General features: G+C 29.8%; 26 protein-coding genes and 1 rRNA gene. 22 read left to right on the top strand and 5 right to left on the bottom strand.

The annotated features are described in order from the left end of the window. Positions 1–98 precede the first annotated feature (98 nt). The 6 genes from IC175_RS03770 to IC175_RS03745 are packed head-to-tail and all read left to right on the top strand — an operon-like array spanning position 99 to position 4,108. Complete coding sequence (locus tag IC175_RS03770) at positions 99–851, top strand: GntR family transcriptional regulator (RefSeq protein WP_227434495.1); 753 nt, start codon at positions 99–101, stop codon at positions 849–851. Positions 852–875: 24 nt separating this feature from the next. Further along, positions 876–1,289, top strand: coding sequence for a PTS sugar transporter subunit IIA (locus IC175_RS03765; protein WP_227434496.1), 414 nt, complete (start codon positions 876–878; stop codon positions 1,287–1,289). 3 nt (positions 1,290–1,292) lie between these two features. Further along, complete coding sequence (locus IC175_RS03760) at positions 1,293–2,036, top strand: BtpA/SgcQ family protein (RefSeq protein WP_227434497.1); 744 nt, start codon at positions 1,293–1,295, stop codon at positions 2,034–2,036. Continuing rightward, complete coding sequence (locus tag IC175_RS03755) at positions 2,036–2,506, top strand: PTS sugar transporter subunit IIB (RefSeq protein WP_227434498.1); 471 nt, start codon at positions 2,036–2,038, stop codon at positions 2,504–2,506. Before IC175_RS03760 ends, IC175_RS03755 begins: the two co-directional genes overlap by 1 nt. Positions 2,507–2,523: 17 nt before the next feature. Beyond that, a complete protein-coding gene (locus IC175_RS03750; RefSeq protein WP_227482135.1) occupies positions 2,524–3,282 on the top strand; it encodes a PTS mannose/fructose/sorbose/N-acetylgalactosamine transporter subunit IIC in 759 nt (252 codons plus the stop codon). Then, positions 3,266–4,108 carry a PTS system mannose/fructose/sorbose family transporter subunit IID gene (locus IC175_RS03745; protein WP_227851121.1) on the top strand — a complete coding sequence of 281 codons (843 nt, stop codon included), beginning with the start codon at positions 3,266–3,268 and terminating at the stop codon, positions 4,106–4,108. Before IC175_RS03750 ends, IC175_RS03745 begins: the two co-directional genes overlap by 17 nt. A gap of 6 nt (positions 4,109–4,114) precedes the next feature. Here the strand turns inward: IC175_RS03745 and IC175_RS03740 are convergent, their stop codons facing one another. Next, positions 4,115–4,312, bottom strand: a complete 198-nt coding sequence (locus tag IC175_RS03740) for a hypothetical protein (protein WP_227835721.1) — start codon at positions 4,310–4,312, stop codon at positions 4,115–4,117. A gap of 505 nt (positions 4,313–4,817) precedes the next feature. On the opposite strand from IC175_RS03740, the gene IC175_RS03735 reads away from it, so the two are divergent. Both IC175_RS03735 and IC175_RS03730 read left to right on the top strand, forming a co-directional pair. After that, positions 4,818–6,050, top strand: a complete 1,233-nt coding sequence (locus tag IC175_RS03735) for a cytosine permease (protein WP_227434502.1) — start codon at positions 4,818–4,820, stop codon at positions 6,048–6,050. 13 nt (positions 6,051–6,063) lie between these two features. Beyond that, a complete protein-coding gene (locus IC175_RS03730; protein ID WP_227824271.1) occupies positions 6,064–6,870 on the top strand; it encodes a nitrilase-related carbon-nitrogen hydrolase in 807 nt (268 codons plus the stop codon). A 122-nt stretch (positions 6,871–6,992) separates the two neighbouring features. Here IC175_RS03730 and IC175_RS03725 read toward each other — a convergent pair whose 3' ends face one another. After that, positions 6,993–7,862: a LysR family transcriptional regulator gene (locus IC175_RS03725; RefSeq protein WP_227482138.1), complete on the bottom strand. Its 870-nt coding sequence runs from the start codon at positions 7,860–7,862 to the stop codon at positions 6,993–6,995. Between the two features lie 171 nt (positions 7,863–8,033). Here IC175_RS03725 and IC175_RS03720 point away from each other — a divergent pair, with 171 nt between their 5' ends. The 6 genes from IC175_RS03720 (at position 8,034) to IC175_RS03695 (ending at position 13,398) form a co-directional block, all read left to right on the top strand. Next, positions 8,034–9,095, top strand: coding sequence for a DUF917 family protein (locus IC175_RS03720; protein WP_227851120.1), 1,062 nt, complete (start codon positions 8,034–8,036; stop codon positions 9,093–9,095). A 264-nt stretch (positions 9,096–9,359) separates the two neighbouring features. Next, positions 9,360–10,295 (top strand): DUF1177 domain-containing protein, encoded by a 936-nt coding sequence (locus IC175_RS03715; protein WP_227434506.1) that lies wholly within the window; start codon positions 9,360–9,362, stop codon positions 10,293–10,295. Positions 10,296–10,404: 109 nt separating this feature from the next. Then, positions 10,405–11,832, top strand: coding sequence for a cell wall-binding repeat-containing protein (locus tag IC175_RS03710; protein ID WP_227835724.1), 1,428 nt, complete (start codon positions 10,405–10,407; stop codon positions 11,830–11,832). A 373-nt stretch (positions 11,833–12,205) separates the two neighbouring features. Then, on the top strand, positions 12,206–12,607 hold the full coding sequence (locus tag IC175_RS03705) for a hypothetical protein (RefSeq protein WP_227434508.1): 402 nt from the start codon (positions 12,206–12,208) through the stop codon (positions 12,605–12,607). Positions 12,608–12,649: 42 nt separating this feature from the next. After that, positions 12,650–12,943, top strand: coding sequence for a metal-sensitive transcriptional regulator (locus IC175_RS03700; RefSeq protein WP_227434509.1), 294 nt, complete (start codon positions 12,650–12,652; stop codon positions 12,941–12,943). Between the two features lie 14 nt (positions 12,944–12,957). After that, positions 12,958–13,398 (top strand): SoxR reducing system RseC family protein, encoded by a 441-nt coding sequence (locus IC175_RS03695; RefSeq protein ID WP_227434510.1) that lies wholly within the window; start codon positions 12,958–12,960, stop codon positions 13,396–13,398. An 88-nt stretch (positions 13,399–13,486) separates the two neighbouring features. Here IC175_RS03695 and IC175_RS03690 read toward each other — a convergent pair whose 3' ends face one another. After that, positions 13,487–13,960 (bottom strand): threonine/serine exporter family protein, encoded by a 474-nt coding sequence (locus IC175_RS03690; RefSeq protein WP_227434511.1) that lies wholly within the window; start codon positions 13,958–13,960, stop codon positions 13,487–13,489. Continuing rightward, positions 13,960–14,748, bottom strand: coding sequence for a threonine/serine exporter family protein (locus tag IC175_RS03685; RefSeq protein WP_227434512.1), 789 nt, complete (start codon positions 14,746–14,748; stop codon positions 13,960–13,962). The genes IC175_RS03690 and IC175_RS03685 overlap by 1 nt, the downstream gene beginning before the upstream one ends. A 317-nt stretch (positions 14,749–15,065) precedes the next feature. Here IC175_RS03685 and glyA point away from each other — a divergent pair, with 317 nt between their 5' ends. The 7 genes from glyA (at position 15,066) to IC175_RS03650 (ending at position 23,096) form a co-directional block, all read left to right on the top strand. Further along, the gene (glyA, locus tag IC175_RS03680) at positions 15,066–16,310 is read left to right on the top strand and encodes a serine hydroxymethyltransferase (RefSeq protein ID WP_227434513.1); all 1,245 of its coding nucleotides are present in this window, start codon (positions 15,066–15,068) and stop codon (positions 16,308–16,310) included. Positions 16,311–16,557: 247 nt separating this feature from the next. Next, positions 16,558–17,655, top strand: a complete 1,098-nt coding sequence (locus IC175_RS03675) for an MGDG synthase family glycosyltransferase (protein ID WP_227434514.1) — start codon at positions 16,558–16,560, stop codon at positions 17,653–17,655. After that, on the top strand, positions 17,646–18,344 hold the full coding sequence (locus IC175_RS03670) for a polysaccharide deacetylase family protein (RefSeq protein ID WP_227851119.1): 699 nt from the start codon (positions 17,646–17,648) through the stop codon (positions 18,342–18,344). The genes IC175_RS03675 and IC175_RS03670 overlap by 10 nt, the downstream gene beginning before the upstream one ends. 2 nt (positions 18,345–18,346) lie before the next feature. Beyond that, entirely contained in the window at positions 18,347–19,411 is a 1,065-nt protein-coding gene (locus IC175_RS03665) for a lysylphosphatidylglycerol synthase transmembrane domain-containing protein (protein ID WP_227434516.1), read from the top strand. 179 nt (positions 19,412–19,590) lie between these two features. Beyond that, positions 19,591–20,295 carry a response regulator transcription factor gene (locus IC175_RS03660; RefSeq protein ID WP_227434517.1) on the top strand — a complete coding sequence of 235 codons (705 nt, stop codon included), beginning with the start codon at positions 19,591–19,593 and terminating at the stop codon, positions 20,293–20,295. Further along, complete coding sequence (locus IC175_RS03655) at positions 20,288–21,610, top strand: sensor histidine kinase (RefSeq protein WP_227482141.1); 1,323 nt, start codon at positions 20,288–20,290, stop codon at positions 21,608–21,610. Before IC175_RS03660 ends, IC175_RS03655 begins: the two co-directional genes overlap by 8 nt. Positions 21,611–21,722: 112 nt before the next feature. Beyond that, positions 21,723–23,096, top strand: a complete 1,374-nt coding sequence (locus IC175_RS03650) for a hypothetical protein (protein WP_227434519.1) — start codon at positions 21,723–21,725, stop codon at positions 23,094–23,096. Positions 23,097–23,329: 233 nt separating this feature from the next. Here IC175_RS03650 and pdaA read toward each other — a convergent pair whose 3' ends face one another. After that, positions 23,330–24,271: a delta-lactam-biosynthetic de-N-acetylase gene (pdaA, locus tag IC175_RS03645; RefSeq protein WP_227851118.1), complete on the bottom strand. Its 942-nt coding sequence runs from the start codon at positions 24,269–24,271 to the stop codon at positions 23,330–23,332. 343 nt (positions 24,272–24,614) lie between these two features. Here pdaA and IC175_RS03640 point away from each other — a divergent pair. Beyond that, positions 24,615–25,573, top strand: a 16S ribosomal RNA gene (locus IC175_RS03640); the annotation flags it as partial.

Raw genomic sequence — 25,573 nt, 5'->3', positions numbered from 1 at the left:
TTTAAAAATAAATTGACACCGATTTCAAGTTGTTATAATATGTAATAAAGAACTTGTTATATAATGTTATAAAAATGCTACATGAGGGGGTGAGTAAAATGGATGAAAAAAAGCAAAAAAAAGAAATGGACTTAGAGGTAAATTCATTTATTCCTTTGTATCAACAACTATATGACAACATAAAAAAACAAATAGCAGCTGGTATATATAAGCCAGGAGATAAACTTCCATCTGAAGTAGACCTATGTAAGGAGTTTAATATAAGTCGTATAACTGTGAGAAATGCGCTTAATGAACTTGTAAAAGAAGATATATTATGTAAAAAGCGTGGAAAAGGAACTTATGTAACTATTCCAGAGAGAATAGAAGCAACATGTGCAGGAAATAGTTTTACTAATTCTTGTCATCGTATTAATGCAAAACCAAGTACTAAGATAATCTCTATTTTGATAAAAAAAGCTGATAAGCAGGTGGCTGAAGCTTTAAATATTGAACTAGAAGAGAAGATAATATGTATTAAAAGACTTCGATTAATAGATGAAGTACCTGTTATTTTTGAAGTTGATTACTTTAGAATAGATTACATGTTTTTATTAAAAGAAGAGCTGGAAGATAAGTCTTTAATGGAAGTTATATCTAATAATATAAGTACACTACCTAATCGTGTGGAAAATATATTTGAAGTAAAACACTCAAACAAAGAATATTCTGACCACCTTAAATGTGCAAGCAATATGGCATTATTAAAAGTAAGACAATTAGTATATACAGAGAATAATGATGTTTTATATTACAATGAACAATTTATAAGAAGTGATAAGTATAAATATGCAGTATCAGCAGAAATATAATTTACACTTAGGAGAGGAATAAATATGAGAAAAATAATATTAGCGTCTCATGGAGACTTTTCAAAAGGGCTTTTAGATTCAGTAAAAATGATAGTAGGAGATTTAGCAAATTGCGTTAATTCATACAGTTTATATCCTGGACAAAGCGCTTCAGATTTTGCTTTAGAGTTAGAAAAAACAATAGTAGAAGATAAAGAATGTGAATATATAATTTTATCTGATTTATACGGAGCAAGTGTATGTACTGCTATGTTAAGGTTAACTAAGTTACATAATGTTAAGTTATTTTCAGGAATGAATTTAAATATGGTATTAGAGCTTCTTACAAGATTTTCTGATAAATTAACAACTGAAGATGCAGAACAGTTAGCAAAAGAATCTAGAATGGGAATACAAAATGTAACATTACAAATAAATGAAGAAGAAGAGGTATTTTAGTTTATGGACAATAAGGGAATATTATCAGTTTTTAAAAACAAAAAGCCAATTATAGCAATGATACACCTAAAGGGAGATACTTCAGATGATATTTTTGAAAGAGCTAAAAAAGAAATTAGTATCTTAGAAGCAAATGGTGTAGATGGAATAATGTTAGAAAATTACTATGGCAATTACTATGATTTAGAAAGAATACTTGAATATGTATCTAAATCTAATTTGTCAATACCATATGGAGTAAATTGCTTAAATGTTGATACTATGGGATTTGAACTAGCAACAAGATATAATGCAAGCTATGTACAAGTTGACTCTGTAGTAGGTCATGTCAAACCTAGAGATGAGGCTACTTTAGAAGAATTTTTCAAATTACACCGCTCAAAATGTCAAGCTTATTTAATTGGAGGGGTACGTTTTAAGTATCAACCAGTTTTATCAGAAAATACTGTTGAAGAAGATTTAAAGATAGGAATGACAAGATGTGATGCTATAGCAGTTACAGAAAATGCTACAGGGCAAGAAACATCAATGGAAAAAATAGAATTATTCCGCAAAAATGTAGGAGATTTCCCTTTAGTTATTGCAGCTGGAGTTACATTAGAAAATGCAAAAAAGCAGCTTGAGATAGGGGATATGGCAATAATAGGAAGTTACTTCAAAGATAATTACCAAGACTTTGGAGATGTTAGTGCAGAACATGTAAAAACATTTATGGATGAAATAAAAAAAATTAGGGAGGAATTATAATGATTAAATTAGTAAGGGTAGACCACAGACTTATACATGGACAAGTAGCATTTACATGGACAAAGTTTTTAAATACAGATTGTATATTAATAGCAAGTGATGAACTATTAAAGGATGATTTAAGAATGGCAGGGCTTAAAATGGCTAAGCCATCTAATGTCAAACTTGTAATGAAAAGTATAGCAGATTCTATAAAAGCACTTAATTCAGGTGTAACTGATAAATACAATCTTTTGATACTTTGTGAATCTGTAGAAGATGTTTATAGACTATCTAAAGAAGTTAAATCTATTAAATCAATAAACCTTGGTGGAACAAAATCAGATGATAATCGTGAAAATATATCTAAAGCAGTTCATGTATCAAAGGATGATATAAACATGATTAAAGAATTAGATTCAGAAGGTGTAAATGTATTCGTACAATTAGTTCCTGATGATGATGCTACAAATGTAATGAAACTAATATAATTTTAGGGGGGATAAAAATGGAATTTACACAAGTTATTCTAATAACTCTAATTGCATTCTTTGCATATATGCATTGTTTTGTAGGTTCTACAATGCATAATAGACCTATAGTTGTTGCACCACTTGTTGGTTTAGCACTAGGAGATTTACGTACAGGTATAATAATAGGGTCAACATTAGAACTAGTATTTATGGGTGCATTCCCAGTTGGAGCAAGTAATCCTCCTGACTTTGTATCTGGTTCTATTATTGCTACAGCATTTGTAATATTAACTGGTCAAGATGTATCAGCAGCAGTTGTACTTGCAGTTCCTATAGCAACTTTAGTATTACTTATAGACAACTTCTTAATGACAGTAGTACTTACATGGGGAGCTCATCTTGCTGACCGTTATGCAGAAGATGGTAACATTGAAGGCGTAGAACGTATACAATTATTATTTGGTATAGGCAATAAATTAATACTAGCAATAATAGTAGGTACAGGATTCTCATTAGGTGTTCCAGTAATAGAAAAAATACTTTCATTTATACCATCATATGTAATTCATGGTATGGATGTTGCAGCAGGCGTGATACCAGCAATAGGTTTTGCCATGTTAGCTAGAATGATGCTTAATAAGAAAACGATAGCATTCCTATTATTAGGTTTTATAATGGTTGCTTATTTAAAAATAACAGTAACAGGAGTTGCATTATTTGGATTAGCAGTAGCTTTAATATATGTTAACTTTTTAGGAGAAAAGGAGGTAGTAGTAGATGACAACGAATTCTAAGAAATTAGAAACAATTTCGTCAGATAGCAAAATAACAAGAAAAGACTTTTGGAAATGTTTTAGAAGGTCTTTAACATTAGATTCATCTTGGAACTATGAACGTATGCAAAATATAGCATATGCATATACGATGGCACCAATAATCCGTAGATTATATAAAAATGATAAAGAAAAAAAATCTCAAGCTTTAAAAAGACATCTTGAATTTATGTCAGTTACACCTCATATAAGTACTCTTTTAGTTGGTATATCTGGAGCTATGGAAGAAGAAAATGCAAAGAATGAAGAGTTTGATGCAAAGAGTATAAATGCTGTTAAATCAAGTTTAATGGGTCCAGTTTCTGGAATAGGAGATTCATTTTTCTGGGGAACATTAAAGCTTATAGCAGCTGGAGTTGGTATAGCTTTAGCTTCTCAGGGGAATATAATGGGTCCAATTTTATTCCTTCTAATAATAAATATTCCTCACTTTATTATTCGTTATATATGTTTAGATAAAGGATTTAAGTATGGAACTCAATTTTTTAAAGATGTAAGTGGTTCAAATATAGTCTCAAAAGTTATGGAAGCAGCATCAATGCTAGGACTTATGGTAATTGGAGGGATGACCGCCTCTAATGTAATACTAAAACTTAGTGTTAATGTAGGAAGTGGAGAATGGGCAGAGCCTATTCAAACTTACTTAGACCAAATAATGCCATGTATGCTTCCAGCTATGATATTTGGAATTATGTATTGGTTATTAGGAAAAAAAGTCAAGACAACTACGATATTAATTTCAGTTATGATTATTTGTATAATATTAGCTGCAATTGGGGTAGTATAAGTAAAATTATGAATATGATTTTTGATAATCTTTTCTACAATTGAAATATATAAAGGGGGGGCGTACTAAAAAATAGGCGACTCCCCTTTTGAATAAAAAGTAAATACTAAGTTCAAATAAATCACCAATTTTATGCCCATAGTGGCAAGCACCTTTTTCTTTTTTATCCATTAAAGTTATCTTTATCTTTGGTCTTCTAGCCATAATCTTACACATCCTCCTTTGTATTCATATTCAATATAATAAAAATACTGTATTTTAAAATTTTATCATGAATTCGTTTTTAAGTAAATTTTGTTTTAAAAACTATTTTTATAATAATAATCAGAAAATTTAGACTAAATTTGATTAGTAAAGTTGTAATAAATTCACTAAAAATAAGTTAGAATAGGTGAAAATTGAAGTATTTATAAGCCTCATAAAAAATATTTGGGAATAAATTATACACTATAAAATTTTAATAAAATAAGTATAATTCTAATAAAACTGAAATAAATTTAAAATATGTGTGAATAGTCTAAATTTAAATAATAATTTTAGACTATTTATCTATCTATAACTTAAATTATATCAAATTGATAATAAACTATATATTATACTTTTTTGTAGAGTAGAATTATAATTATAGAAAGAAAAAAAACTATCAAGGGTGAAAAAAATGTAGAAAAAAGTAGAAAAGATTCTTTTACAAAGAAAGGGAGGGATAATCTTGCAAGAGAGAGAAGAATTAGTTTTAAATCCAGTTCCAAAAGAGGAAAGAGTTGGATGGTTAGCTCCATTATTTAATATGCTTGGCTCTAATATAGCCATATCAGAATTAATGGTTGGAGGAACCTTAATTTTAGGAATGACTCTTTCCAATATGATTATTACATCAATTATAGGGAACTTAATATTAGTCGCAATTATTATGATACAAGGTTATATTGGTTGTAAAGAAGGGTTAAATACATATGTATTAGCTAAGGGGGCATTTGGAGAGATAGGTGGAAAATATCTAATATCTCTATTGCTTGGAATAACTAGCTTTGGTTGGTTTGGTGTACAAGCAGGAGTTGCGGGATTATCAGTACAAAAAATATTTCCAAGTGTAAACTTAACTCTAGTCACAGTTATACTTGGATTATTAATGGTAGTTTTCGCTTTGTATGGTTTTAAGGCAATGGCTAAGTTTAATTACTTAGTTATACCACCACTTATAATATTAATGGCTTGGGGAGTTTTTAAAGCTTTTTCTACTTATGGAGTTGAAGCTATCTACAATTACACTCCTCAAACAACAATGAGCATGGTTGAAGGATTAAATATGGTTGTTGGTCTTATCATAGTCGGTGCGATTATATCACCTGACCAATTAAGATATACAAGGGGAGTAAAAGATATTTGGATAATTGGTTTTTTAGGATTAGGTATTATTTCATTGTTCCAACAAGTTGCAGCAGGTGTAATGTCTATGGGTGCTCCTACTTGGGATATAACAGAAGTATTGGCTAATTTAGGATTTGGATGGATAGCATTTGTTATTTTAATACTTGCATCTTGGTCAACCAATGTATCAAATGCCTATTCTGGTGGATTGGCACTAAAAACTATTTTTCCAAATGTAAAGAGAAATGTATTAACTTTAGTTGCAGGTCTAATAGGTACAACAATAGCAGCTACTGGTATAATATTCAAATTCCAATCGTTCTTATCTTTCTTAGGAATAGCAGTTCCAGCTATAGCAGGAATTATGTGGTGTGAATATTATTTTATACAAGGAAGAACTTATAAACACAGAGAAGGAATAAATTGGATTGCAGTAATAAGTTGGTTAATTGGTTTTGCAGCATCATATTATACTTCAAAAATAAGTTTCTTAATACCACCAATAAATGGAATTGTAGTAAGTATGATTCTTTATTATATACTAATGAAATGTTTTGGAAGTAAGGATAAATAAAGGGGGAATTTGTATGAGTCGTAAAGTGAAAATAGGTATAATTCAACAGCATAGTGTACTTGGAGATGTTAAAAAAAATATAGAAAAAGCAGTAGAGATGATAGATGATTTGGGAAATCAAGGTGCAGATATTATTTGTTTGCCAGAATTATTTGCTACAGGATATAACTTAGAATATTTAGGTGGAATTAAAACATTAGACCTAATAAGAGAACATAACAAATACATAGAAGAATCAATGTCAGAAGCAGCTAAAAGAAATAATGTATACCTAATATCTCCATATGGAACTTTAGAAAAGGACTCTACACATGTTTTCAACTCAGCTGTTATATTCGATAGACAAGGTAATATGATGGGAGAATACTGTAAAAATCACCTATGGTCATTAGAAGCAGTATACTTTAAAGCAGGGGAAAAAGTAGATGTATATGATGCTGATTTTGGTAAATTTGGTGTAATGATATGCTATGATGCAGGATTCCCAGAAGTGGCTAGAGAATTGACATTAAAAGGCTCTGAAATAATATTTATACCTTCTGCATGGAGAATACAAGATGAAGATATGTGGGATTTAAACGTATCTCAAAGAGCTTTAGAAAATACTGTGTATACAGTAGGAGTAAATTTAGTAAGTAATGACCCTAATTTGATACTGTTTGGAAAGAGTAAAATATGCAATCCTAGAGGAACTATAATAAGTCAATTAGATACATATAGAGAAAAATATATATTAGCAGAGATTGACCTAGATGAAATAGAAAAATATAGGAACGATATTCCATACTTAAAAGACAGAAAAAATAGTTACAATATATAATTTTACATTATATGTTAAGGTACAATTTTGATAAAAAATAAAAATAGGAGGATATGTCAAACGCTAAAGATAAAGTTATTAACTCTGTTTGATATATCCTCTTTAATAATACCAGCTTTGGTTTAAAGGTTTTTGAAATAGTTTATAAGAAAGTCTTTGAATAATAAGACTGCTTTAGATGCATAATTCTCACTAAACCATGAAAGATTTAAATATCTTTTAAATTCAATATCTTTTATATGTAATAGTTTAATTTCAGGGTCTCGAGATAAGCCCCATGATTTTCCACATATAAATCCAACTCCTTGAAGTGATTTTATAAGAGCATAGATTGTATATGGAGAATCGGATTCAAAGGCTATTTTGGGCTTGAAATTAGCTGATTCACATAATATATCTATTATTTCTCTGTAATTCTCACCTTTAGTTATAACTATAAAATTTTCATCTGAAACTTCATTTAGATAAACCTCATCTTTTAAAGATAGAGAGTGGTTTATTGAAACTCCTAATAATATTTCCTCACAGGTTAATGTTATATTATTTTCTGAGTTTAATTTTGTAAATGAAGAAGATATATACAAATCAAAATCACTTTTCTTATAAGACGATGGTAGAGTATGTGAAACATTAAAGGTAATATTAGGATATAGTTTTCTAAAGTTGCTCAAAAGTGGTGGTAATACATTAGCAGCTGCTGTAGCTAATATTTTTACTTCACCAGAGTTTTCTAAGGAAATATCTTGTAATTCTTTTTTTGACATTTCTACTAAATCTAAAATACTATCCACCCTTTTTAGAAATAATCTACCATACTCATTTAGTACAATATATCTTCCTTTTCTATCAAACAACTGAACTCCAAGTTCTTTTTCTAAAGAAGATATGGTTTTACTTAAAGCTGGTTGTGCTATATTTAGTTTTTGTGATGCTTTTGTTATGTGTTCCATTCTAGCGACAGTTTGAAAATACTTAAGATGCAATAAATCCATAATATAAAATACACCTCTTTTAATATAACTTGAATTATATAAATTTGATAATTAATTATATATTATACATTATAATACAAAGCTTGTATAATAAACTATAATATGGCATAAAGTTATGTAAATATTTACTAATACATTTACATAATCTAACTAATAAAGGAGATATTTAATATGAAATTAACTAAGGAAATATTAGAATATGCTTTAATAGGAGGTACAATTTTAGGTGGAGGAGGTGGTGGTGCAAAGGAAAGTGGAAGAGAGATGGGGGAATATGCCTTACAACATGGATTTCCAAATCTAATAAGTATAGATGAATTACATGATGATGCAATTGTCTTAAATGTATCAGCAGTAGGAGCTCCAGCAGCACCACTCAAGTATGCTGATAATGATGATTATATAAATACAGTCAAGATATTTATTGATAAACTAGGATTAGATATACAAGGTATTATTACAAATGAAAATGGAGGATGTGCAACAATAAATGGATGGCTTCAGTCTTCTGTACTTACAATACCACTAATAGATGCACCTTGCAATGGTAGAGCCCATCCAACAGGCCTGATGGGGAGCCTTGGATTACATAGAGATAAAACATATAAGTCTTATCAAGCTGTGTCTGGTGGAAATCCAGAACTTGATAATCATATAGAGGGATTTGTAGAGGGTTCTTTAAATAAGACAGCAGGACTTGTTAGACAGTGTGCTGTAGCAGCAGAAGGTTTAGTTGCTGTAGCTAGAAATCCTGTAAAAGCATCTGTTGTAAAAGAAAATGCTGCTATAGGAGGTATAAGCCATGCAATAGATTTGGGTAGAGAGTTTTACTTAGGTTTAGAAATATCAAAAGATAAAGCAATAAACAACGTTGTCGAATTTTTGAATGGAGATGTAGTTTCAGAAGGAACAATAGAAATTTTAGAGTTAGAAACTACAGGTGGATTTGATGTAGGTAAATTGATTGTAAATGGTTATGAGGTAACTTTTTGGAATGAATATATGACAATAGAAAAAGAGAATAATAGAATAGCAACATTTCCAGACTTAATTATGACTTTTGATAAAAACACAGGCATGCCTGTTACATCAGCAGAAATCAGAGAAGGGCAAGAGATAGTTTTAATAAAAACTTCTAAAGAAAATTTAAAACTTTCAATAACAATGACACAAGAAGAATTATTAAAAGATATAGAAGATATATTAAATAAAAAAATAATTGGAGTTAATTAGGATATGTAGTAATTTGATTGATTGAAGAATTAAAATTGATTAAATTTAATGAGCAATATAATACCTATAAAACTATAAATAAAACAAATACTTAGGAAAAAGTTTATAAAAATAAAAAAATAAATAAGATATGAAAGATAATAAGAAAAAGTTTATAAAAATATAGATAAAATAAAAAAATGCTGTAATATTTATAAAAATAAAAGTAAAAATATTTACACAAAAACTATAAATAAAAGAAATAAAATTGGATGGTGAGCAAATATGATGTTAAAACAAGTTTTGGAAGTTTATGATATTATTGATAGTGCAGAAGTAGATGGAGAATGTGTAAAAAAATATTTGGAAAGCTATGGTGGGAAGAATATATTAGTAAAAACTTTAGGTACGGAAAAAGGGTCTACTGACTTAGTAAAGCTTACAATACCAGGAAAAAATGGAAAATCATCAGGAGGAACAGCTAAGACATTAGGTGTTTTAGGAAGACTAGGAGGAATTGGAGCAAGACCAGAAATGATAGGTATGGTTTCTGACGCTGATGGAGCTTTAGTAGCAATAGCAGTAGGAGCAAAATTATTGGACATGCAAAATAAGGGAGATTTTATTGATGGAGATGTAATAGTTTCAACTCACATATGTCCAGATGCACCTACTAAAGAACATAAACCAGTTCCATTTATGGATTCTCCAATTGATATGAGAACTATGAATGAAAATGAAGTTGATTTAAGCTGTGATGCTATATTATCAATAGATACAACTAAAGGGAATAGAGTTATAAATACAAGAGGTTTTGCTATATCTCCCACAATAAAAGAAGGGTATATTCTAAAAACAAGTAATGATTTATTAGACATAATGCAGACTACTACAGGAAGACTTCCTTACGTATTTCCAGTGTCAATACAAGATATAACTCCATATGGAAATGGTTTATACCATATAAATAGTATTCTTCAGCCTGCTGTAGCTACAAAAGCACCTGTAGTAGGAGTTGCTATAACAACTGAGACAACAGTTGCTGGATGTGCAACTGGAGCAAGTAATTATTCTGATTTAGAGAGTGCAGGAAGATTTGTTGTTGAAGTAGCAAAACACTATTGTGGTGGAAATTGTGAGTTTTATGATGAACATGAATGGAATATTTTAATGAATAGATATGGAAGCTTAGATAAGTTTCAAACTTTTGGAGAAGAATAAAGTTGTCTTTTATTGATGTTTTAGAATGGATGATATAGGCTAAATTATTGTGATATAATATTTAGAGTAAATAAAAATTGTAGATATAATAATTTTAGGGGGAGTTAATATGAAATCAACAAAATCAATATCATCAGTATTGTGTTTATCTCTAGTTTTAAGCTTATCATCAATATCATATGCAAATGAAGTGGGTAGAACGGCAACAGAAAATACTTTAATAGGTAAAGATAGATATCAAACAGCTATTGAAGTAAGTAAAGAGGGTTGGAGTAGCGCAAATGAAGCTGTAATAGTGAATAGTGAATCTATTGTAGATGCATTATCTGTTACACCATTTGCTAAATTAAAGAACGCTCCAATACTACTTACAGAAAAAAATAATTTAAATTTACAAACAAAGAAAGAGTTAGAAAGATTAGGTGTTAAAAAAGTCTATATAATTGGACTATCTGGTTCTGTATCAGATAGTGTAGAAAAACAACTAGAATCTAATAACTTAACAGTTGATAGAATTGGTGGTAGTGACAGACATCAGACAGCTTTAAACATAGCTAAAAAGATAGAAGGTTTAAAAGACATATCAGAAATAGCTGTGATAAATGGATATACAGGTCTTGCAGATGCAGTTAGTATAGCTTCTGTAGCTGCTACTAATGGTATGGTTATACTTCCGGTTTCTGATGCATCTGGAGTGTCTAGTTTTAAGGATTTTATAGCTTCTAAAAATATAAGTAAGTCATACATAATAGGCTCTACTAATGCTGTATCAGATAAAATAAAACAAAGTCTACCAAATTCAGAAAGAATAGGTGGAGCAGATAGAAATGAAACAAATGGAAAGGTAATAGAAAAATTTTATACATCAAATGACTTAGATAATGTATTTGTAGCTAAAGATGGAATGAAAAAACAAAATCAACTTATAGATGCTCTAGCAGTAGGTGTATTGGCATCAAAAGAAAATTCTCCAGTACTTATAGTAGGAGATAAATTGAGTGCAACTCAAAAGAGTATATTTACAAATAAAAAGGCGACTGCTATAACTCAAGTTGGTAGTGGTGGAAATGAAAATGCATTTGCAGAACTAAAAGATTTACAAGGGAGTAGTACTGGTAAGAAAGTAATGTATGTAGCTAATACAGATAAAGTAAATGTAAGAAGTGATGCTACAATAGAAGCTTCTGTAGTGGGTTATCTAAACAATGGTGATGAAGTAGAAGTTTTAGAAGTACTAAAAACGGGATGGGTTAAGATAAAATACAATGACGATATTGGATATGTCAGTGGGTCTTATCTAACAAGTAATAAACCTAATAACAGCAGTGAGAATGTTAAGATAAAATATGTAAAAGAAAAAGATGGTCTAAATGTTAGAAAAGGACCAAGTACGGAAGATGAAAAAATAGGACAACTTCCATATGGAAGTAAGGTAGAAACTGTAGAAATGTTTGCTACTGGATGGGTAAAAATAAAATACAATAGTGGATATGGTTATGTAAGTAATGATTACCTATCTGATACACCAGTTATCTAAACTTATAGATAATAAACAATAAAGAGACTGTCTTAATATTAATGACAGTCTCTTTATTGTTATGAAATGTAGATTTTAATAATGATTTATATTTTGATAACCTAACTTTAGAAGTTATTATTGTAGATATTATTAATATATAAATACTTAAAATCCGATGCTTAATACCAAAATTGCATATTAATATGATGAGATAATTTAAATATAAATAATTTTATCTAATTATTATTATAAATTAAGTAGTAATATAAAAGAAATAGCTAAAATGAGTCCTTTTATTTTTGTTTTTTGTATCTATTTGGTATAATAGTATTGAAACATATAATAATTTAGATAAAATTTCTTAAGAGGAATACTATGAGGAGAACATAAAATGAAAAAATGTCTTTACTGTAATAGGGATATAAAGTCACCAAATAATAAATTGGCTATAAAATACGATGACAATACCAATATATATCCATGCCGTACAGAATGTAAGGAAAAAATTGAAGAATATATAATAAAAAAACCTACTTATAAGTTTATAAATATATTGGAGGTTCTTTTAGGTGTAGGTGGAATATTTTGCTTTTTGAGCAAATGGACTATTGCAGCCCAAATTGTACTTGGAATTGACGCATTAGTTATATTTTTATTTCCATTAGCAGGGTTTAAGATGAATGGTAAATTAAGTATGGAGCAAACTAAGCATCAGAGCAGGTCTATAGCAATATCAATTTTAGCATTTATAATAGTAATAACTGTATTATATTTTAAGCAAATTGGTAAGTAAATCATAATTGTATAGAACATCATAAGAGTATGAGGTGAGTTTATGGAAGAAAGAAAATTAGCACCAAACAATGAGCGAGAAGCTCTTATAAAAAGATTAAAAAGAATAGAGGGTCAAGTTAAAGGGATACAAAAGATGGTAGAAGAGGAGCGTTATTGTGTTGATATATTAGTTCAAATATCTGCTATAAGGTCTGCTATAAATAGAGTGGGTACAATTATTTTGGAAAATCATATAAAAGGATGTGTAGCAGAAAGTATCAAACATGATGATAGTGAAAAAACTGAAGAGATGATAAAAGAACTTATGGATACCATAAATAAATTTACAAAATAAGGGGGCGGTTAGGTATGAATCAACAAGGATTTATTATGGAGATTGTTGATGATAGAACTGCAAAATTAAAAATGCAAAGACACTCAGCTTGTGCTGCTTGTGGAAAATGTGCTACTGCTGACTCATCAGAGTCAAAAGAGATATTAGTAGAGGTAGACAATACAATTGGTGCGAAGGTTGGTGACCATGTAGAAGTAAGTATGGATAACATGAATGTATTAAAAGCAGCTGTGATGGCTTATATAATACCTCTTGTAGCACTTCTTGTTGGAACAATAGGAACATACTATATATTGGGAGCAATTGGCATGACATCTGGCGTTGAAGCGATAAGTGGATTAGTTGGGATTTGTCTTACAATAATTTGTTATTTGTATTTAAAGAAAAATGATAAAAAATTTAGAGATAGTAGAGAATTTATACCAGTAATCACAAGAATCTTAATTGACCTTTAAAATGATTATAATTTAAAAATAGCAATGTACTCTTATAAACACTTAATGTATATTTATAGGATTTGGGTACATTGCTATTTTTATATTTTTATTTTGATTTTCTTTGAGGAATAAAGTTCTTTCGTATTTTTAAAAGGTTTAATGTTCTTACAAAAGAAGTTACAACCAATACACCAAGCGATATTGCAGCACTTAAAAATAGTGCATCAGTACCTTTTGACATAGCTAAATCATAATTTTTTTGAATTAAAGATAACATTGTATTGTATAATCCAATTCCTGGTATCAGAGGAAGAATACCTGGAATTACAAATACAATAGCTGGTTGCTTTAGTTTTCTAGCCAATATCTCACTACATGCTGAAACCAAAGCGGCAGCTATAAAACCCGCAAAAATTGAGTTTGTAGTGAAATTAAATAAATATACATACACAATCCAACCAACTCCACCAGTTATTCCAGCTGGAAGAAGTAGATAAAGTGGTGCATTAAAAAAAACAGCAAATCCAGCAGTTGCAATGCCTGAAAATAAAAAATGTAAAATCATTGACATATCAGTCATTAGAAAGGACCTCCAATTCTATACCATGTATCAAGGACAAAACCGACTCCAGAAGCAATTGCAATAATAATCATAGCAGCATCGAAAGCACGAGAAATTCCTGATATTAAATTACCTGATATTAAATCTCTGATGGCTTTTATAAAAGCAACTCCTGGGAGTAGTGGCATTATTGCTCCAACTATAAGCATTTTAGGGTCATTCAAAATACCTATTTCAACTAGTAAAACTCCTGAAAGTGCTATTAAAAAAGAAGATACTAAACATGAAAATGCAGATATTGCACTTATCTTCATGGTTTTATCATAAGTAATTGCAGCAAATATTGCTATTATAAATGTAAGAATAAAATTTAATATATAATTCCCTCCAAGCAAGCAAGCAAAGCAAGCAGATGCAATTCCTGTACAAGAGTAAAACAACCATAAAGGATAAGGTTTTACCTCTTGAATTTCATAAAGACGTGCAATAGCAGTATCAATATCATATTCTTTATCATTTACAAATTCTCGAGAAAAACTGTTTAATAAGGAAATCTTATTTAAGTTTATACCTCTTGATTGAATCGTTTTCATAAACGAAAAACCGTCAAATTTTTCATCTGAAATAATTATTACTGTAGGAGTTGTAAAAATATTTACATGATAAAATCCTCTTGACCTGCATATTCTAAGGACACTGTCTTCAACCCTAGATGTTTCAGCTCCATTTTTTATCATAAGTTCCCCTACAAATAGAGCTAATTTTAGAATATTTTTTTTATATTCAAGTTCCTCATTTTGATTCATAAATACACCTCCAAATTAAAAAACATAATATTGAAATTATATCAAATTTTTAAGTAATATTCCTTATATATATATAAATTATATTATCTTTTTTTTATTTAAAAATAGTCACATCTAAATTATATCCAATTAAAAGAATTAGACAATATTATTTATTATATTTTAACTTAAAATACAGAAAGAAAACATGTAAAAGTAGTAAAACACTTGACTATTAATTTATAAAAGACTATAATAATAAATTATCATATTGATAAAAACGAAAATTATGAAATGTCTGTAAAAGTAAAATTTAAATAATAACTAGGAGGAGTAATATGTTTGAGAACTTGAAAAAAGCGGACCCTGAGATTTATGAAAGTATGAAAAGAGAGTTAAAAAGACAACAAAGGAATATTGAGTTGATAGCATCTGAAAATATAGTATCAGTTCCAGTAATGGAAACTATGGGAAGTCATCTTACTAATAAATATGCAGAAGGTTACTCAGGCAAAAGATATTATGGTGGATGTGAGTACATAGATGAAGTTGAAACTCTTGCAATAGATAGAATTAAAAAGATATTTGGGGCAGAACATGCTAATGTTCAACCTCATTCTGGAGCAAATGCAAATATCGGTGTATATTTTGCTATGCTAAAACCAGGTGATGTTGTTATGGGAATGAATTTATCTCAAGGTGGGCATTTAACTCATGGTGCTCCAGTTAATATTTCTGGTCAATATTATAAATTTTATGAATATGGAATAGATAGAGATAGTGGACTTATAGATTTTGATGATGTTAGAAAAATAGCACATGAAGTAAAACCTAAAATGATAGTTGCAGGAGCAAGTGCATATCCTAGAGAGATAGATTTTAAAAAATTTAGAGAAATAGCTGATGAGGTTGGAGCATTACTTATGGTAGATATGGCTCATATAGCAGGTCTTGTAGCTGCTGGTCTTCATCAAAATCCATGTGAAGTAGCTGATTTTGTTACAACAACAACTCATAAAACTTTAAGAGGACCTCGTGGAGGAGTTATCCTTTGTAAAGAAAAATATGCTAAAGCTATAGACAAAGCAATATTCCCTGGAATTCAAGGCGGACCTCTTGAGCATATAATTGCATCTAAAGCAGTATGTTTTAAAGAAGCTTTAAGTGATGAATTTAAAACATACCAACAACAGGTTGCTAAAAATGCAAAAGCTTTAGCTGAAGAACTTATTAAGAGAGATTTTAAATTGATTTCTGGAGGAACAGATAATCACTTAATATTATTAGATTTAACTAATAAAAATATAACTGGTAAAGCAGCAGAAAAAAGATTAGATGATGCTTACATAACTGCTAATAAAAATACAATACCATTTGATCCAAATGGCGCACTTGTTACAAGTGGAGTAAGACTTGGTACTCCAGCTGTAACTACTAGAGGCATGAAAGAGGAAGATATGGCAGTAATTGCTGAGGCTATAGACCTATGTTTAACTTATGATGAAGAATCTAAGGCAAGAACATTGGTTGTTGGTTTAACTGAAAAATATCCTCTATATGAAGAATATAATATTATGGATTAATTAAAAGTATAATTAAATAAGACATATTTAAAGAATTAAAATGATAGTATTTATGTTTAAGTATGTTTATAAAGACAAAACCCAATTAATTAGGAGATAGCTTCCAATATTAATTGGGTTTTGTCTTTTTTAATTAAAACTTTAAGATTTCTTAAGAATTATACTAGGTTTTTCTAAAGATTTAAAGTTTATACTTATAAATATAGTAATTAAAGGTATTTAAAGGCTTTAATGAGGAGGGAATCTTATGAAAGTATTAATTCTTACAGGAAAATTTGGTATGGGTCATTACTCAGCATCAAACTCTTTAAGTGAAGATATAAAAACAAAATTTAATAATTCTGAAATAATAATTAAGGATATATTTGAATATATTATGCCTAACTACTCAGATAAAATGTATAAAACTTTTTCTATTCTTGTAAATCGGGGAAGTAGTCTTTATAATTTATTTTACAAATGCACTGAAAATGGAAAAAAAGATATAAAATTTACATTTTCAGATTATTTCTTAACTAAATTAGACAAGTTACTTAATGAAATACAACCAACAGTAGTTATTTCAACTTTTCCATTTTGTTCTCAAGTAGTATCAAGATATAAAGAAAAGTATAATTCAAATCTTCCTTTGATAACATGTATAACAGATATAAGTAGTCATTCAGAATGGATTAGTAAAAATACAGATTGTTACTTAGTGGCTAGTGAATCTACTAAAGAAGAACTTATTTTAAAAGGAATAGATGAAGATAAAGTAAAAGTTAATGGGATACCTGTAAAAAAAGAATTTAAAAAAATAGAACATATAAATCATTTAGATAAAAAAAACATCCTCATAATGGGTGGGGGCTTAGGTTTATTGCCTAAGTCAGAACAATTTTATAGAGAACTAAATAGTTTAGAAGGAGTAAAAACTACTGTAATAACTGGTAATAATAAAAAAATGTACTATAAATTGTACAATAGATATGAAAATATTGAGGTTGTAGGCTATACTAATGAAGTATACAACTATATGGAGAGTGCTGACCTTATTATTTCTAAACCAGGTGGAATAACATTATTTGAAACAATTTACTCAGAGCTTCCAATATTAGCATTCAATCCATTTTTGCAACAAGAGATAAATAATGCTGATTTTATACTAAATAATGGAATTGGAAGAATACTTGATAAAAATAAAAAATACTATGTAGATGAGATAAAAGACTTAATCTATGATGATGTTACACTTAAAGAAATGAGTTTGAATATGAAAAAACTTAAAAAACAATTTGATAATAATTCATTAGAAAATATTTTATTTTCATTTGATGGACAAGGAGTGTGTAGAGAATGTATGTAGTAGATTTAATTATAGTTGTTGCTTTGATTTTTTTAATCCATTCAATTATACCTACATATTATAATAAATTATTAAATAAAGATGTATTGAAAAATATGACTGAGAAGAATGAAATTGCTCTTACATTTGATGATGGACCAGACAAAAGATATACAGAAAAATTGTTGGATGTACTAAAAGAAAATAATATAAAGGCCATGTTTTTCGTAGTGGCAAAGAATGCTGAAAAAGAGCCTGAAATTATAAAAAGAATGTTAAGAGAAAATCACATAGTTGGTTTACATTCACTAGAACATAAGAATGCATGGCTTTATAGTTATAATTATGTTAAAAAAGATTTTATTGAAAGTACAAATACAATGAAAAATTTAGGTGTAGATGTAAACTACTATCGTCCACCATGGGGTCATACTAATATATTTTCATATCAATTTGTTAAAAAATATAACTTAAAGATGACCTTATGGGATGTAATGGCAGAAGATTGGAGTAAAGATAGTACAGTAGAGATTATAGTAAATAAGTTAATAGATAGAACAAAAGAAAATTCTATAATTTGTTTGCATGATGCAGGAGAAAACTCAGGAGGAGCAGTTGGCGCACCTGAACGTACTATCGAAGCATTAAAGATAGCTATTCCAAAACTCAAAGCTAGTGGTTTTAAATTTGTAACACCAGAAAGGATGTAGTTATGATAAGTAAAACTGAAAAGAAAAATAAGTGTCTAGGTAGTGTAACCTTCTTAGTTTTACTAATGGGTATAACTGGATACTTTGTTTTTAGAGGTCAATCAATTGAATCGTTAATAAAATCATTAAAAGGTGCAAGTCCTGTGTTTATATTAATTGGATTTGCAATGATGTTTATATATGTTGCTTGTGAAGGTATAAATATATATTTAGGTATAAAGGCTTTAAATCAAAAAACTACATTTTTAAAATGTATGGGATATGCGTTTGTTGGATTTTATTTTAGTTCAATTACACCTTCAGCGTCTGGAGGTCAACCAGCGCAAGTTTATTACATGAAGAAAGATGATATAAACATATCTTATTCTTCACTTATACTATTAGTTATTGTTGTCATTCACCAAGTTGTTGTATTGGCATATAGCGGAATAATGTTCATTATGGAACGTGAATTTATACTAAACAATGTAAGAGGAATGAGTATTTTATTGATATATGGTGTAATAACGAATGTTGCTCTTGTTGTTGGAGTAATTGCAGTTATATTTTCAAAAAAATTAGTAAATAACTTCATAATATTCATAACGAATTTATTAGGAAAATTAAGAATAATAAAAGATGTTGAAGGTTCACGAAAAGTGATAACTTCTCAAATTGAAGAATATGTTAAAGGTGCTCAATATATAAAACAAAATCCAAAGTTAGTAATTAAGATTTTACTTATAACTATTGTGCAAATAACAGCTATGTTTTTAGTACCATTCTTTGTATACAAAGCTTTCCATCTATCAACATATACTGTGTTTGAAATATTAGCAATACAATCATTACTCAATATTGCTGTTTCATCTTTACCATTACCAGGAGCTGTTGGGGCATCTGAAAATAGTTTTATGACATTATTTAAGATATTTTTCCCAGGGCATTTATTAGTGCCAGCGATGTTACTTAGCAGAGGAATAAGTTTTTATGCATTCGTTGCTATAAGTGGTTTAGTATGTATTGTAGCACATGTTAAATCTTCTGAAAAAGTTAAGTCAGTAAAAGAAGTTGTTTATGTAAGATAGTATTGTATAGTTTATTTTTTACATCAAGGATATGTGTGTACGTTTTGATTAAACTTTGAGCATACTTACAATAGTAGAAAGTATTAAAACGTATGACATTGCTAAGCTTTTACTAATAAAGTATAATATTTTATATAGTTTGAAATATTTAAGAAATATAGTAAAAAAGGAGCTTAGCGATGAATAAAGAGATTCAAAAAAAAATTTTAGTAGCTGATGATAATCCAGAAATTAGGGAAATTGTAGAAATACTTTTAACTGGTGAAGGTTATGAAGTTGTTATGGCGACGAACGGAGAAGAGGCTGTAAATTTAGTAGACAGTACAATTGATTTGATTATTTTGGATGTTGTTATGCCAGTAAAGACAGGGTTTGTTGCATGTAATGAGATTAGAGAAAAAACAACAGCTCCAATATTATTTCTAACTGCGAAAACTCAAGATTCCGACAAGGTTATTGGGTTTTCAGCAGGAGGAGATGACTATTTATCAAAGCCTTTTTCATATTCTGAGTTAATTTCAAGAGTTAAGTCATTACTTAGACGTTATTATATATATCAGGGAAAGGAAAAGAATAAGGAGCAAAATATATTGAAAACAAGAGGTTTAAGTGTAAATTTGGATACCCAAGATGTCATATTGGATGGAGAAACTATATTTTTGACAACTATAGAATATAGCATACTAGTTCTTATGCTAAAAAATAGAAAAAAAGTTTTCTCGTCTGAAAATATATATGAAAGTATTTGGGATGAGCAATATTTTTATACAGCAAATAATACTATAATGGTACATATTAGAAATTTAAGAAAAAAATTAGAGAAAGATCAGAAAAATCCACAATATGTAAAAACTGCATGGGGAAAGGGGTACTATATTGATTAGCAAAATTAAGCCATCAAAGTTGGGTGTCATACTATTGATATATGTAGTAATCTCAGCTGGGGTGGCTTTTATTTTAAATATACCATTTTATTCTGCCGTTGAGTCAATAGTAAAGGATGTATCAGAAGGTAGAACCTATTTTAAAAGAGAAGCAGACCAGTTAATGGCTGATTTTCAAATCTATGTGAATGATAAAAATTTAAGTTCAAATGATGGAGAAGATATATCAAATTGGAATAATGACAATTGGTTTGTATCTATGAAAGTATATAAAGGAAATGAGCTTTTTTATGATACACTGTACTATCCAGATGAAGTACCTGATAAGAGTGAAGAAAATGAATTTTATAGTAGCTCTATGGCTAGACATTATGAGATACAATTTTCTGATATTAAAGCTAGTGTAGTTATAGTAGCACTATTTAGATTTCGATTTCAAAATTTTATAGAAGCTGTTTCTATCACATTTATGGCAATTACATTTATTGTAACATTTTTATTGCTGTTGAGTAGAAAGATTAAATATCTAAGAAAAATAGAGATGGGCATAAAGATAGTAGAAAGTGGTAGTTTAAAGTATAGAATTCCTGTTAAGGGTAACGATGAATTATCATCACTTGCATCTAGTATTAATGAGATGAGTCAGGCACTTGATAATCAGATTATAAAAGAAAGAGAAATGAAGAATAAAAATAAGGATATAGTAACTTCAATATCACATGATGTCAGAACTCCATTGACATCAGTAATTTGTTATTTGGATTTAATTAAAGATCATAAGTATAATAGCCCTGAGCAATTGGAGCAATATATAAAAAATGTGAGATTAAAAGCATATCAGATAAAAGATTTGACAGATGACCTTTTTACACATTTTGTTAATTCGGAAGAAGAAGTTTCTAAAAAATATGAAAAGATTAATGCAAATGAATTTATATTTCAACTGCTTTTAGATAGTTCATATACATTGGAAGAAAAGGGATTTCATATAAAAATAGAAAATGAACTTTATAATCAATATCATATTTATGTAGATGTAACACAATTTAGAAGAATATTTGATAATCTATGTTCCAACATAATAAAGTATGCAAGAAGGGATAGACCAATAGTATTTTTAATTAAAGTTGAAGATGGTAAGCTGTTAATTATACAAAAAAACAAAGTTAGTAACATTCATAAAAATGTAGAAAGTTTTGGAATTGGCATAAAAAACTGTGAAAAGATAATTGCATATCACAATGGAAGTATAAATGTAAAATCAGGTGACAAAGAGTTTTCTATTGAAATATCTATTCCAGTAAATGAATCATAAATGTCTAAATTAAGTACTGCACATGCCAATTGTTATGTGCCTATGACCAAGTAACAAGTTTACTTGTAAGACCATATAATATTATTATCTTAAAAAAAGGGGACATAATAATATGGTTTTAACAGGAGCGCATTATATTTACATTGTATTTATGGTAATTATCTTAATTACTATGCTTATGAAAAAAGATACTATAGTACCATGTATATTAGGTGTTTTTTTCATGGGGCTATTCTTTGAAAAAAATATCTTTGGAGCTATAACAGCAGTGTTTAACTCGTTTATTATATCTTTAAATGAGTTGGGACCTATTATTTTAATCATAGCTATTATGGTAGCTTTATCTAAAGCTCTAGAAGCAAATAATGCCATACAGTATATGGTAAGACCATTTTCCAAAGTTATAAAAAATTCTAACACAGCATTTTTTGTAACTGGATTTGTAATGTTGATTCTTTCTTGGTTTTTTTGGCCAACTCCAGCTGTTGCCTTAGTCGGAGCTGTATTTTTACCTGTTGCTATTAGAGCTGGATTACCAGCGATTGGTGTTGCAGTAGCATTAAACTTATTTGGTCATGGTCTTGCCTTATCTACAGACTTTGTTATTCAGGGAGCCCCAAGTATAACAGCTGGTGCCGCAGGAGTAGCAGTATCATATGTCATAAATGATGGTATGATTTTATTTTGGGTAATGGGAATTGTAACGATATCGATGGCGTTTTATACATTAAAAAGAGATATCAATAAAGGAATGTTTAGAGAAGAGCTTAAAGATTTTGAAAGTGAAGAAGTAAAAGAATTTAATGGAAAGTCTAAGATAGCAACTATTTTAGTAGCTTTAGGATTTCTTGCTGATATAATTGCTATGTATATGTTTGACCTAAAAGGAGGAGATGCATCAGCTCTTTTAGGAGGAACAGCAGTGTTTCTGATAATTATTATAAACACTATAAATTTCGGTAAAAATAGTCTTGAAAATGTGTGTGAAAATATAATAGATGGTTTTGTGTTTGGTATAAAGATATTTGGAGCTATTATACCAATAGCAGCGTTTTTCTACATGGGAGAAGTTGCACCTTTAACTGGTGTATTTGGAAAGGTATTAGCCCCTGGTTCTCAAGGATTATTATCAGATATAGGGATAGCTCTTTCTCAAACTATACCACTTAATAAATTTGCAGTATCAGGTATAGAAACTGTAGTAGGAGCAATAACTGGGCTTGATGGTTCTGGGTTCTCTGGAATCTCATTAGTTGGTTCACTTGCATCTGTATTTGGAACTGCTATTAATGCAAGTGTTGGTGCATTAGCTGCATTAGGTCAAATTAGTGGTATTTGGGTTGGTGGAGGATGTCTAGTTCCTTGGGGGCTTATTTCAGCAGCAGCAATTTGTGGAGTTAGCCCTATTGAATTGGCAAAAAGGAACTTTATTCCTGTGATAACAGGTCTCATTGTAACAACAATAGTAGCAGTATTCATTATTTAGAAAATAAAAGCTAATATTATTTTACTTGTAGATTAACAAAGCTTATATAAATTAAAAATAAAAAATCATATAAATTAAAAATAGATGTACAGTTATTATCTACTAAAAGACTTTTGTATCATGTAAAAACTATACATCTATTTTTTTTTGAAGTATTTAATTTGAAATAGTTTATGTAAATTAATATCTGAATATTACATTTAAAATATAGCTTTTAAATATATTTCTAAATGTTAATAATTTAGAAGCTCAAAATTGTATCCTAGTTTTCTAGCATCTGATATAAAATCACTTAGAATTTCTGTACTAGTTTTAGAAACAGCATGTAGTAATAAGATAGAACCATCATGTAAATTATCCATTATTTTCTTCTTAGCTTCCTCATGTGATGGTTGTTTTTCAGTATCCCAATCTCTATATGCGAAACTCCAAAATATAGTTTTATAACCTAGGTTTTTAGTCATTGCTAAGCTTTTTTCTGAATATTTACCCATAGGAGGTCTGAAAAACTTAACTATGTTTTTTCCAGTTAATTCTTTATAAAGTTTTTCAACATCTTCAAATTCATCATTAAAGCTTTCTAGATTGCTTGTTTTTGTTGGCATAGAAGGATGAGTTTTACTATGACTTCCAACTATGTGACCTTCTGCAACCATTCTTCTTATCAAATCTTTATTTTCCTTTATATATGGAGAGGTAACGAAAAAAATGGCCTTTACTTTATTTTTTTTTAAAACATCTAGTATCTTTGATGTATATCCATTTTCATAACCTTCATCAAATGTAAGATATAATGTTTTTTGACCATCTTTGATGGGTCCATTATATATAGCATTATAGTCAGAAAAATTAAATTTGATGTCAGTATTTACTTCTGGAGTTTGATGTTTAGTATTTGGTATATAAAACCAATCAAGAGCAGTATTATCCAAAGATGACACATCTAACTTTTCATTATCATTGTTCACAGTATTTTTATTTGATGGACTGTCTGTTCCATCTGAAACAGTTACATTGGAAGTATTTTTACTATCATCAGCATTTTGAGAATCTCCTTGTGTTGATATTTCTTTATTCTGTTCTGTGTTTTGTTTTTTTTGTGAGTTTGAACATCCCACAACGAAAAAAATAGATATAGAAAGTATTGTCAAAACGTATAGTATCTTTCTAAGCATTTTTTAGCTCCCTTCTAAATTAATTGTAATTATATATAGTATTATTATAGTTTGAAAGTGTTATTATTAATAGTTACATATTTGAAAATAAAGTCGCAATAGTATTATAAAATATGAATAATTAATAAATTTAAGAAAAAATGTAAAAAAGTAGTTGACCATATTATAATAAGATGTTATTATAATAAATGTGCTCAACAAGGAACCAAAAAATAATGAGTACAAAATGATTTATTTAATAAAATGAACTTTGAAAATTAAACAGTAGGTTAATTTATAAAACAAGAAACAAACCATAAAGCCAGATATTTAGATAACAATAGTATCTGAGCCTGATAAACTTTTATTTGAGAGTTTGATCCTGGCTCAGGATGAACGCTGGCGGCGTGCCTAACACATGCAAGTTGAGCGATTTACTTCGGTAAAGAGCGGCGGACGGGTGAGTAACGCGTGGGTAACCTACCCTGTACACACGGATAACATACCGAAAGGTATGCTAATACGGGATAACATATTTGAGAGGCATCTCTTGAATATCAAAGGTGAGCCAGTACAGGATGGACCCGCGTCTGATTAGCTAGTTGGTAAGGTAACGGCTTACCAAGGCGACGATCAGTAGCCGACCTGAGAGGGTGATCGGCCACATTGGAACTGAGACACGGTCCAAACTCCTACGGGAGGCAGCAGTGGGGAATATTGCACAATGGGCGAAAGCCTGATGCAGCAACGCCGCGTGAGTGATGAAGGCCTTCGGGTCGTAAAACTCTGTCCTCAAGGAAGATAATGACGGTACTTGAGGAGGAAGCCCCGGCTAACTACGTGCCAGCAGCCGCGGTAATACGTAGGGGGCTAGCGTTATCCGGATTTACTGGGCGTAAAGGGTGCGTAGGCGGTCTTTCAAGTCAGGAGTGAAAGGCTACGGCTCAACCGTAGTAAGCTCTTGAAACTGGGAGACTTGAGTGCAGGAGAGGAGAGTGGAATTCCTAGTGTAGCGGTGAAATGCGTAGATATTAGGAGGAACACCAGTTGCGAAGGCGGCTCTCTGGACTGTAACTGACGCTGAGGCACGAAAGCGTGGGGAGCAAACAGGATTAGATACCCTGGTAGTCCACGCTGTAAACGATGAGTACTAGGTGTCGGGGGTTACCCCCCTCGGTGCCGCAGCTAACGCATTAAGTACTCCGCCTGGGAAGTACGCTCGCAAGAGTGAAACTCAAAGGAATTGACGGGGACCCGCACAAGTAGCGGAGCATGTGGTTTAATTCGAAGCAACGCGAAGAACCTTACCTAAGCTTGACATCC

Origin of the sequence: Clostridioides sp. ES-S-0123-01 (assembly GCF_020658415.1) — a bacterium.
In the GTDB taxonomy this organism is placed as follows: Bacteria; Bacillota; Clostridia; order Peptostreptococcales; family Peptostreptococcaceae; genus Clostridioides.
This window is presented reverse-complemented; position numbering and strand designations above follow the sequence as displayed.

Bases quoted from the DNA above. Each gene is read 5' to 3' on its own strand.
- IC175_RS03770 (WP_227434495.1), top strand. From the start codon at position 99: ATGGATGAAAAAAAGCAAAAAAAAGAAATGGACTTAGAGGTAAATTCA.
- IC175_RS03700 (WP_227434509.1), top strand. From the start codon at position 12,650: ATGGAAGAAAGAAAATTAGCACCAAACAATGAGCGAGAAGCTCTTATA.
- IC175_RS03665 (WP_227434516.1), top strand. From the start codon at position 18,347: ATGATAAGTAAAACTGAAAAGAAAAATAAGTGTCTAGGTAGTGTAACC.
- IC175_RS03730 (WP_227824271.1), top strand. From the start codon at position 6,064: ATGAGTCGTAAAGTGAAAATAGGTATAATTCAACAGCATAGTGTACTT.
- IC175_RS03725 (WP_227482138.1), bottom strand. From the start codon at position 7,862: ATGGATTTATTGCATCTTAAGTATTTTCAAACTGTCGCTAGAATGGAA.
- IC175_RS03710 (WP_227835724.1), top strand. From the start codon at position 10,405: ATGAAATCAACAAAATCAATATCATCAGTATTGTGTTTATCTCTAGTT.
- pdaA (WP_227851118.1), bottom strand. From the start codon at position 24,271: ATGCTTAGAAAGATACTATACGTTTTGACAATACTTTCTATATCTATT.
- IC175_RS03650 (WP_227434519.1), top strand. From the start codon at position 21,723: ATGGTTTTAACAGGAGCGCATTATATTTACATTGTATTTATGGTAATT.
- IC175_RS03695 (WP_227434510.1), top strand. From the start codon at position 12,958: ATGAATCAACAAGGATTTATTATGGAGATTGTTGATGATAGAACTGCA.
- IC175_RS03755 (WP_227434498.1), top strand. From the start codon at position 2,036: ATGATTAAATTAGTAAGGGTAGACCACAGACTTATACATGGACAAGTA.
- IC175_RS03715 (WP_227434506.1), top strand. From the start codon at position 9,360: ATGATGTTAAAACAAGTTTTGGAAGTTTATGATATTATTGATAGTGCA.
- IC175_RS03765 (WP_227434496.1), top strand. From the start codon at position 876: ATGAGAAAAATAATATTAGCGTCTCATGGAGACTTTTCAAAAGGGCTT.
- IC175_RS03750 (WP_227482135.1), top strand. From the start codon at position 2,524: ATGGAATTTACACAAGTTATTCTAATAACTCTAATTGCATTCTTTGCA.
- IC175_RS03670 (WP_227851119.1), top strand. From the start codon at position 17,646: ATGTATGTAGTAGATTTAATTATAGTTGTTGCTTTGATTTTTTTAATC.
- IC175_RS03685 (WP_227434512.1), bottom strand. From the start codon at position 14,748: ATGAATCAAAATGAGGAACTTGAATATAAAAAAAATATTCTAAAATTA.
- glyA (WP_227434513.1), top strand. From the start codon at position 15,066: ATGTTTGAGAACTTGAAAAAAGCGGACCCTGAGATTTATGAAAGTATG.
- IC175_RS03720 (WP_227851120.1), top strand. From the start codon at position 8,034: ATGAAATTAACTAAGGAAATATTAGAATATGCTTTAATAGGAGGTACA.
- IC175_RS03760 (WP_227434497.1), top strand. From the start codon at position 1,293: ATGGACAATAAGGGAATATTATCAGTTTTTAAAAACAAAAAGCCAATT.
- IC175_RS03705 (WP_227434508.1), top strand. From the start codon at position 12,206: ATGAAAAAATGTCTTTACTGTAATAGGGATATAAAGTCACCAAATAAT.
- IC175_RS03740 (WP_227835721.1), bottom strand. From the start codon at position 4,312: ATGGCTAGAAGACCAAAGATAAAGATAACTTTAATGGATAAAAAAGAA.
- IC175_RS03675 (WP_227434514.1), top strand. From the start codon at position 16,558: ATGAAAGTATTAATTCTTACAGGAAAATTTGGTATGGGTCATTACTCA.
- IC175_RS03690 (WP_227434511.1), bottom strand. From the start codon at position 13,960: ATGACTGATATGTCAATGATTTTACATTTTTTATTTTCAGGCATTGCA.
- IC175_RS03660 (WP_227434517.1), top strand. From the start codon at position 19,591: ATGAATAAAGAGATTCAAAAAAAAATTTTAGTAGCTGATGATAATCCA.
- IC175_RS03745 (WP_227851121.1), top strand. From the start codon at position 3,266: ATGACAACGAATTCTAAGAAATTAGAAACAATTTCGTCAGATAGCAAA.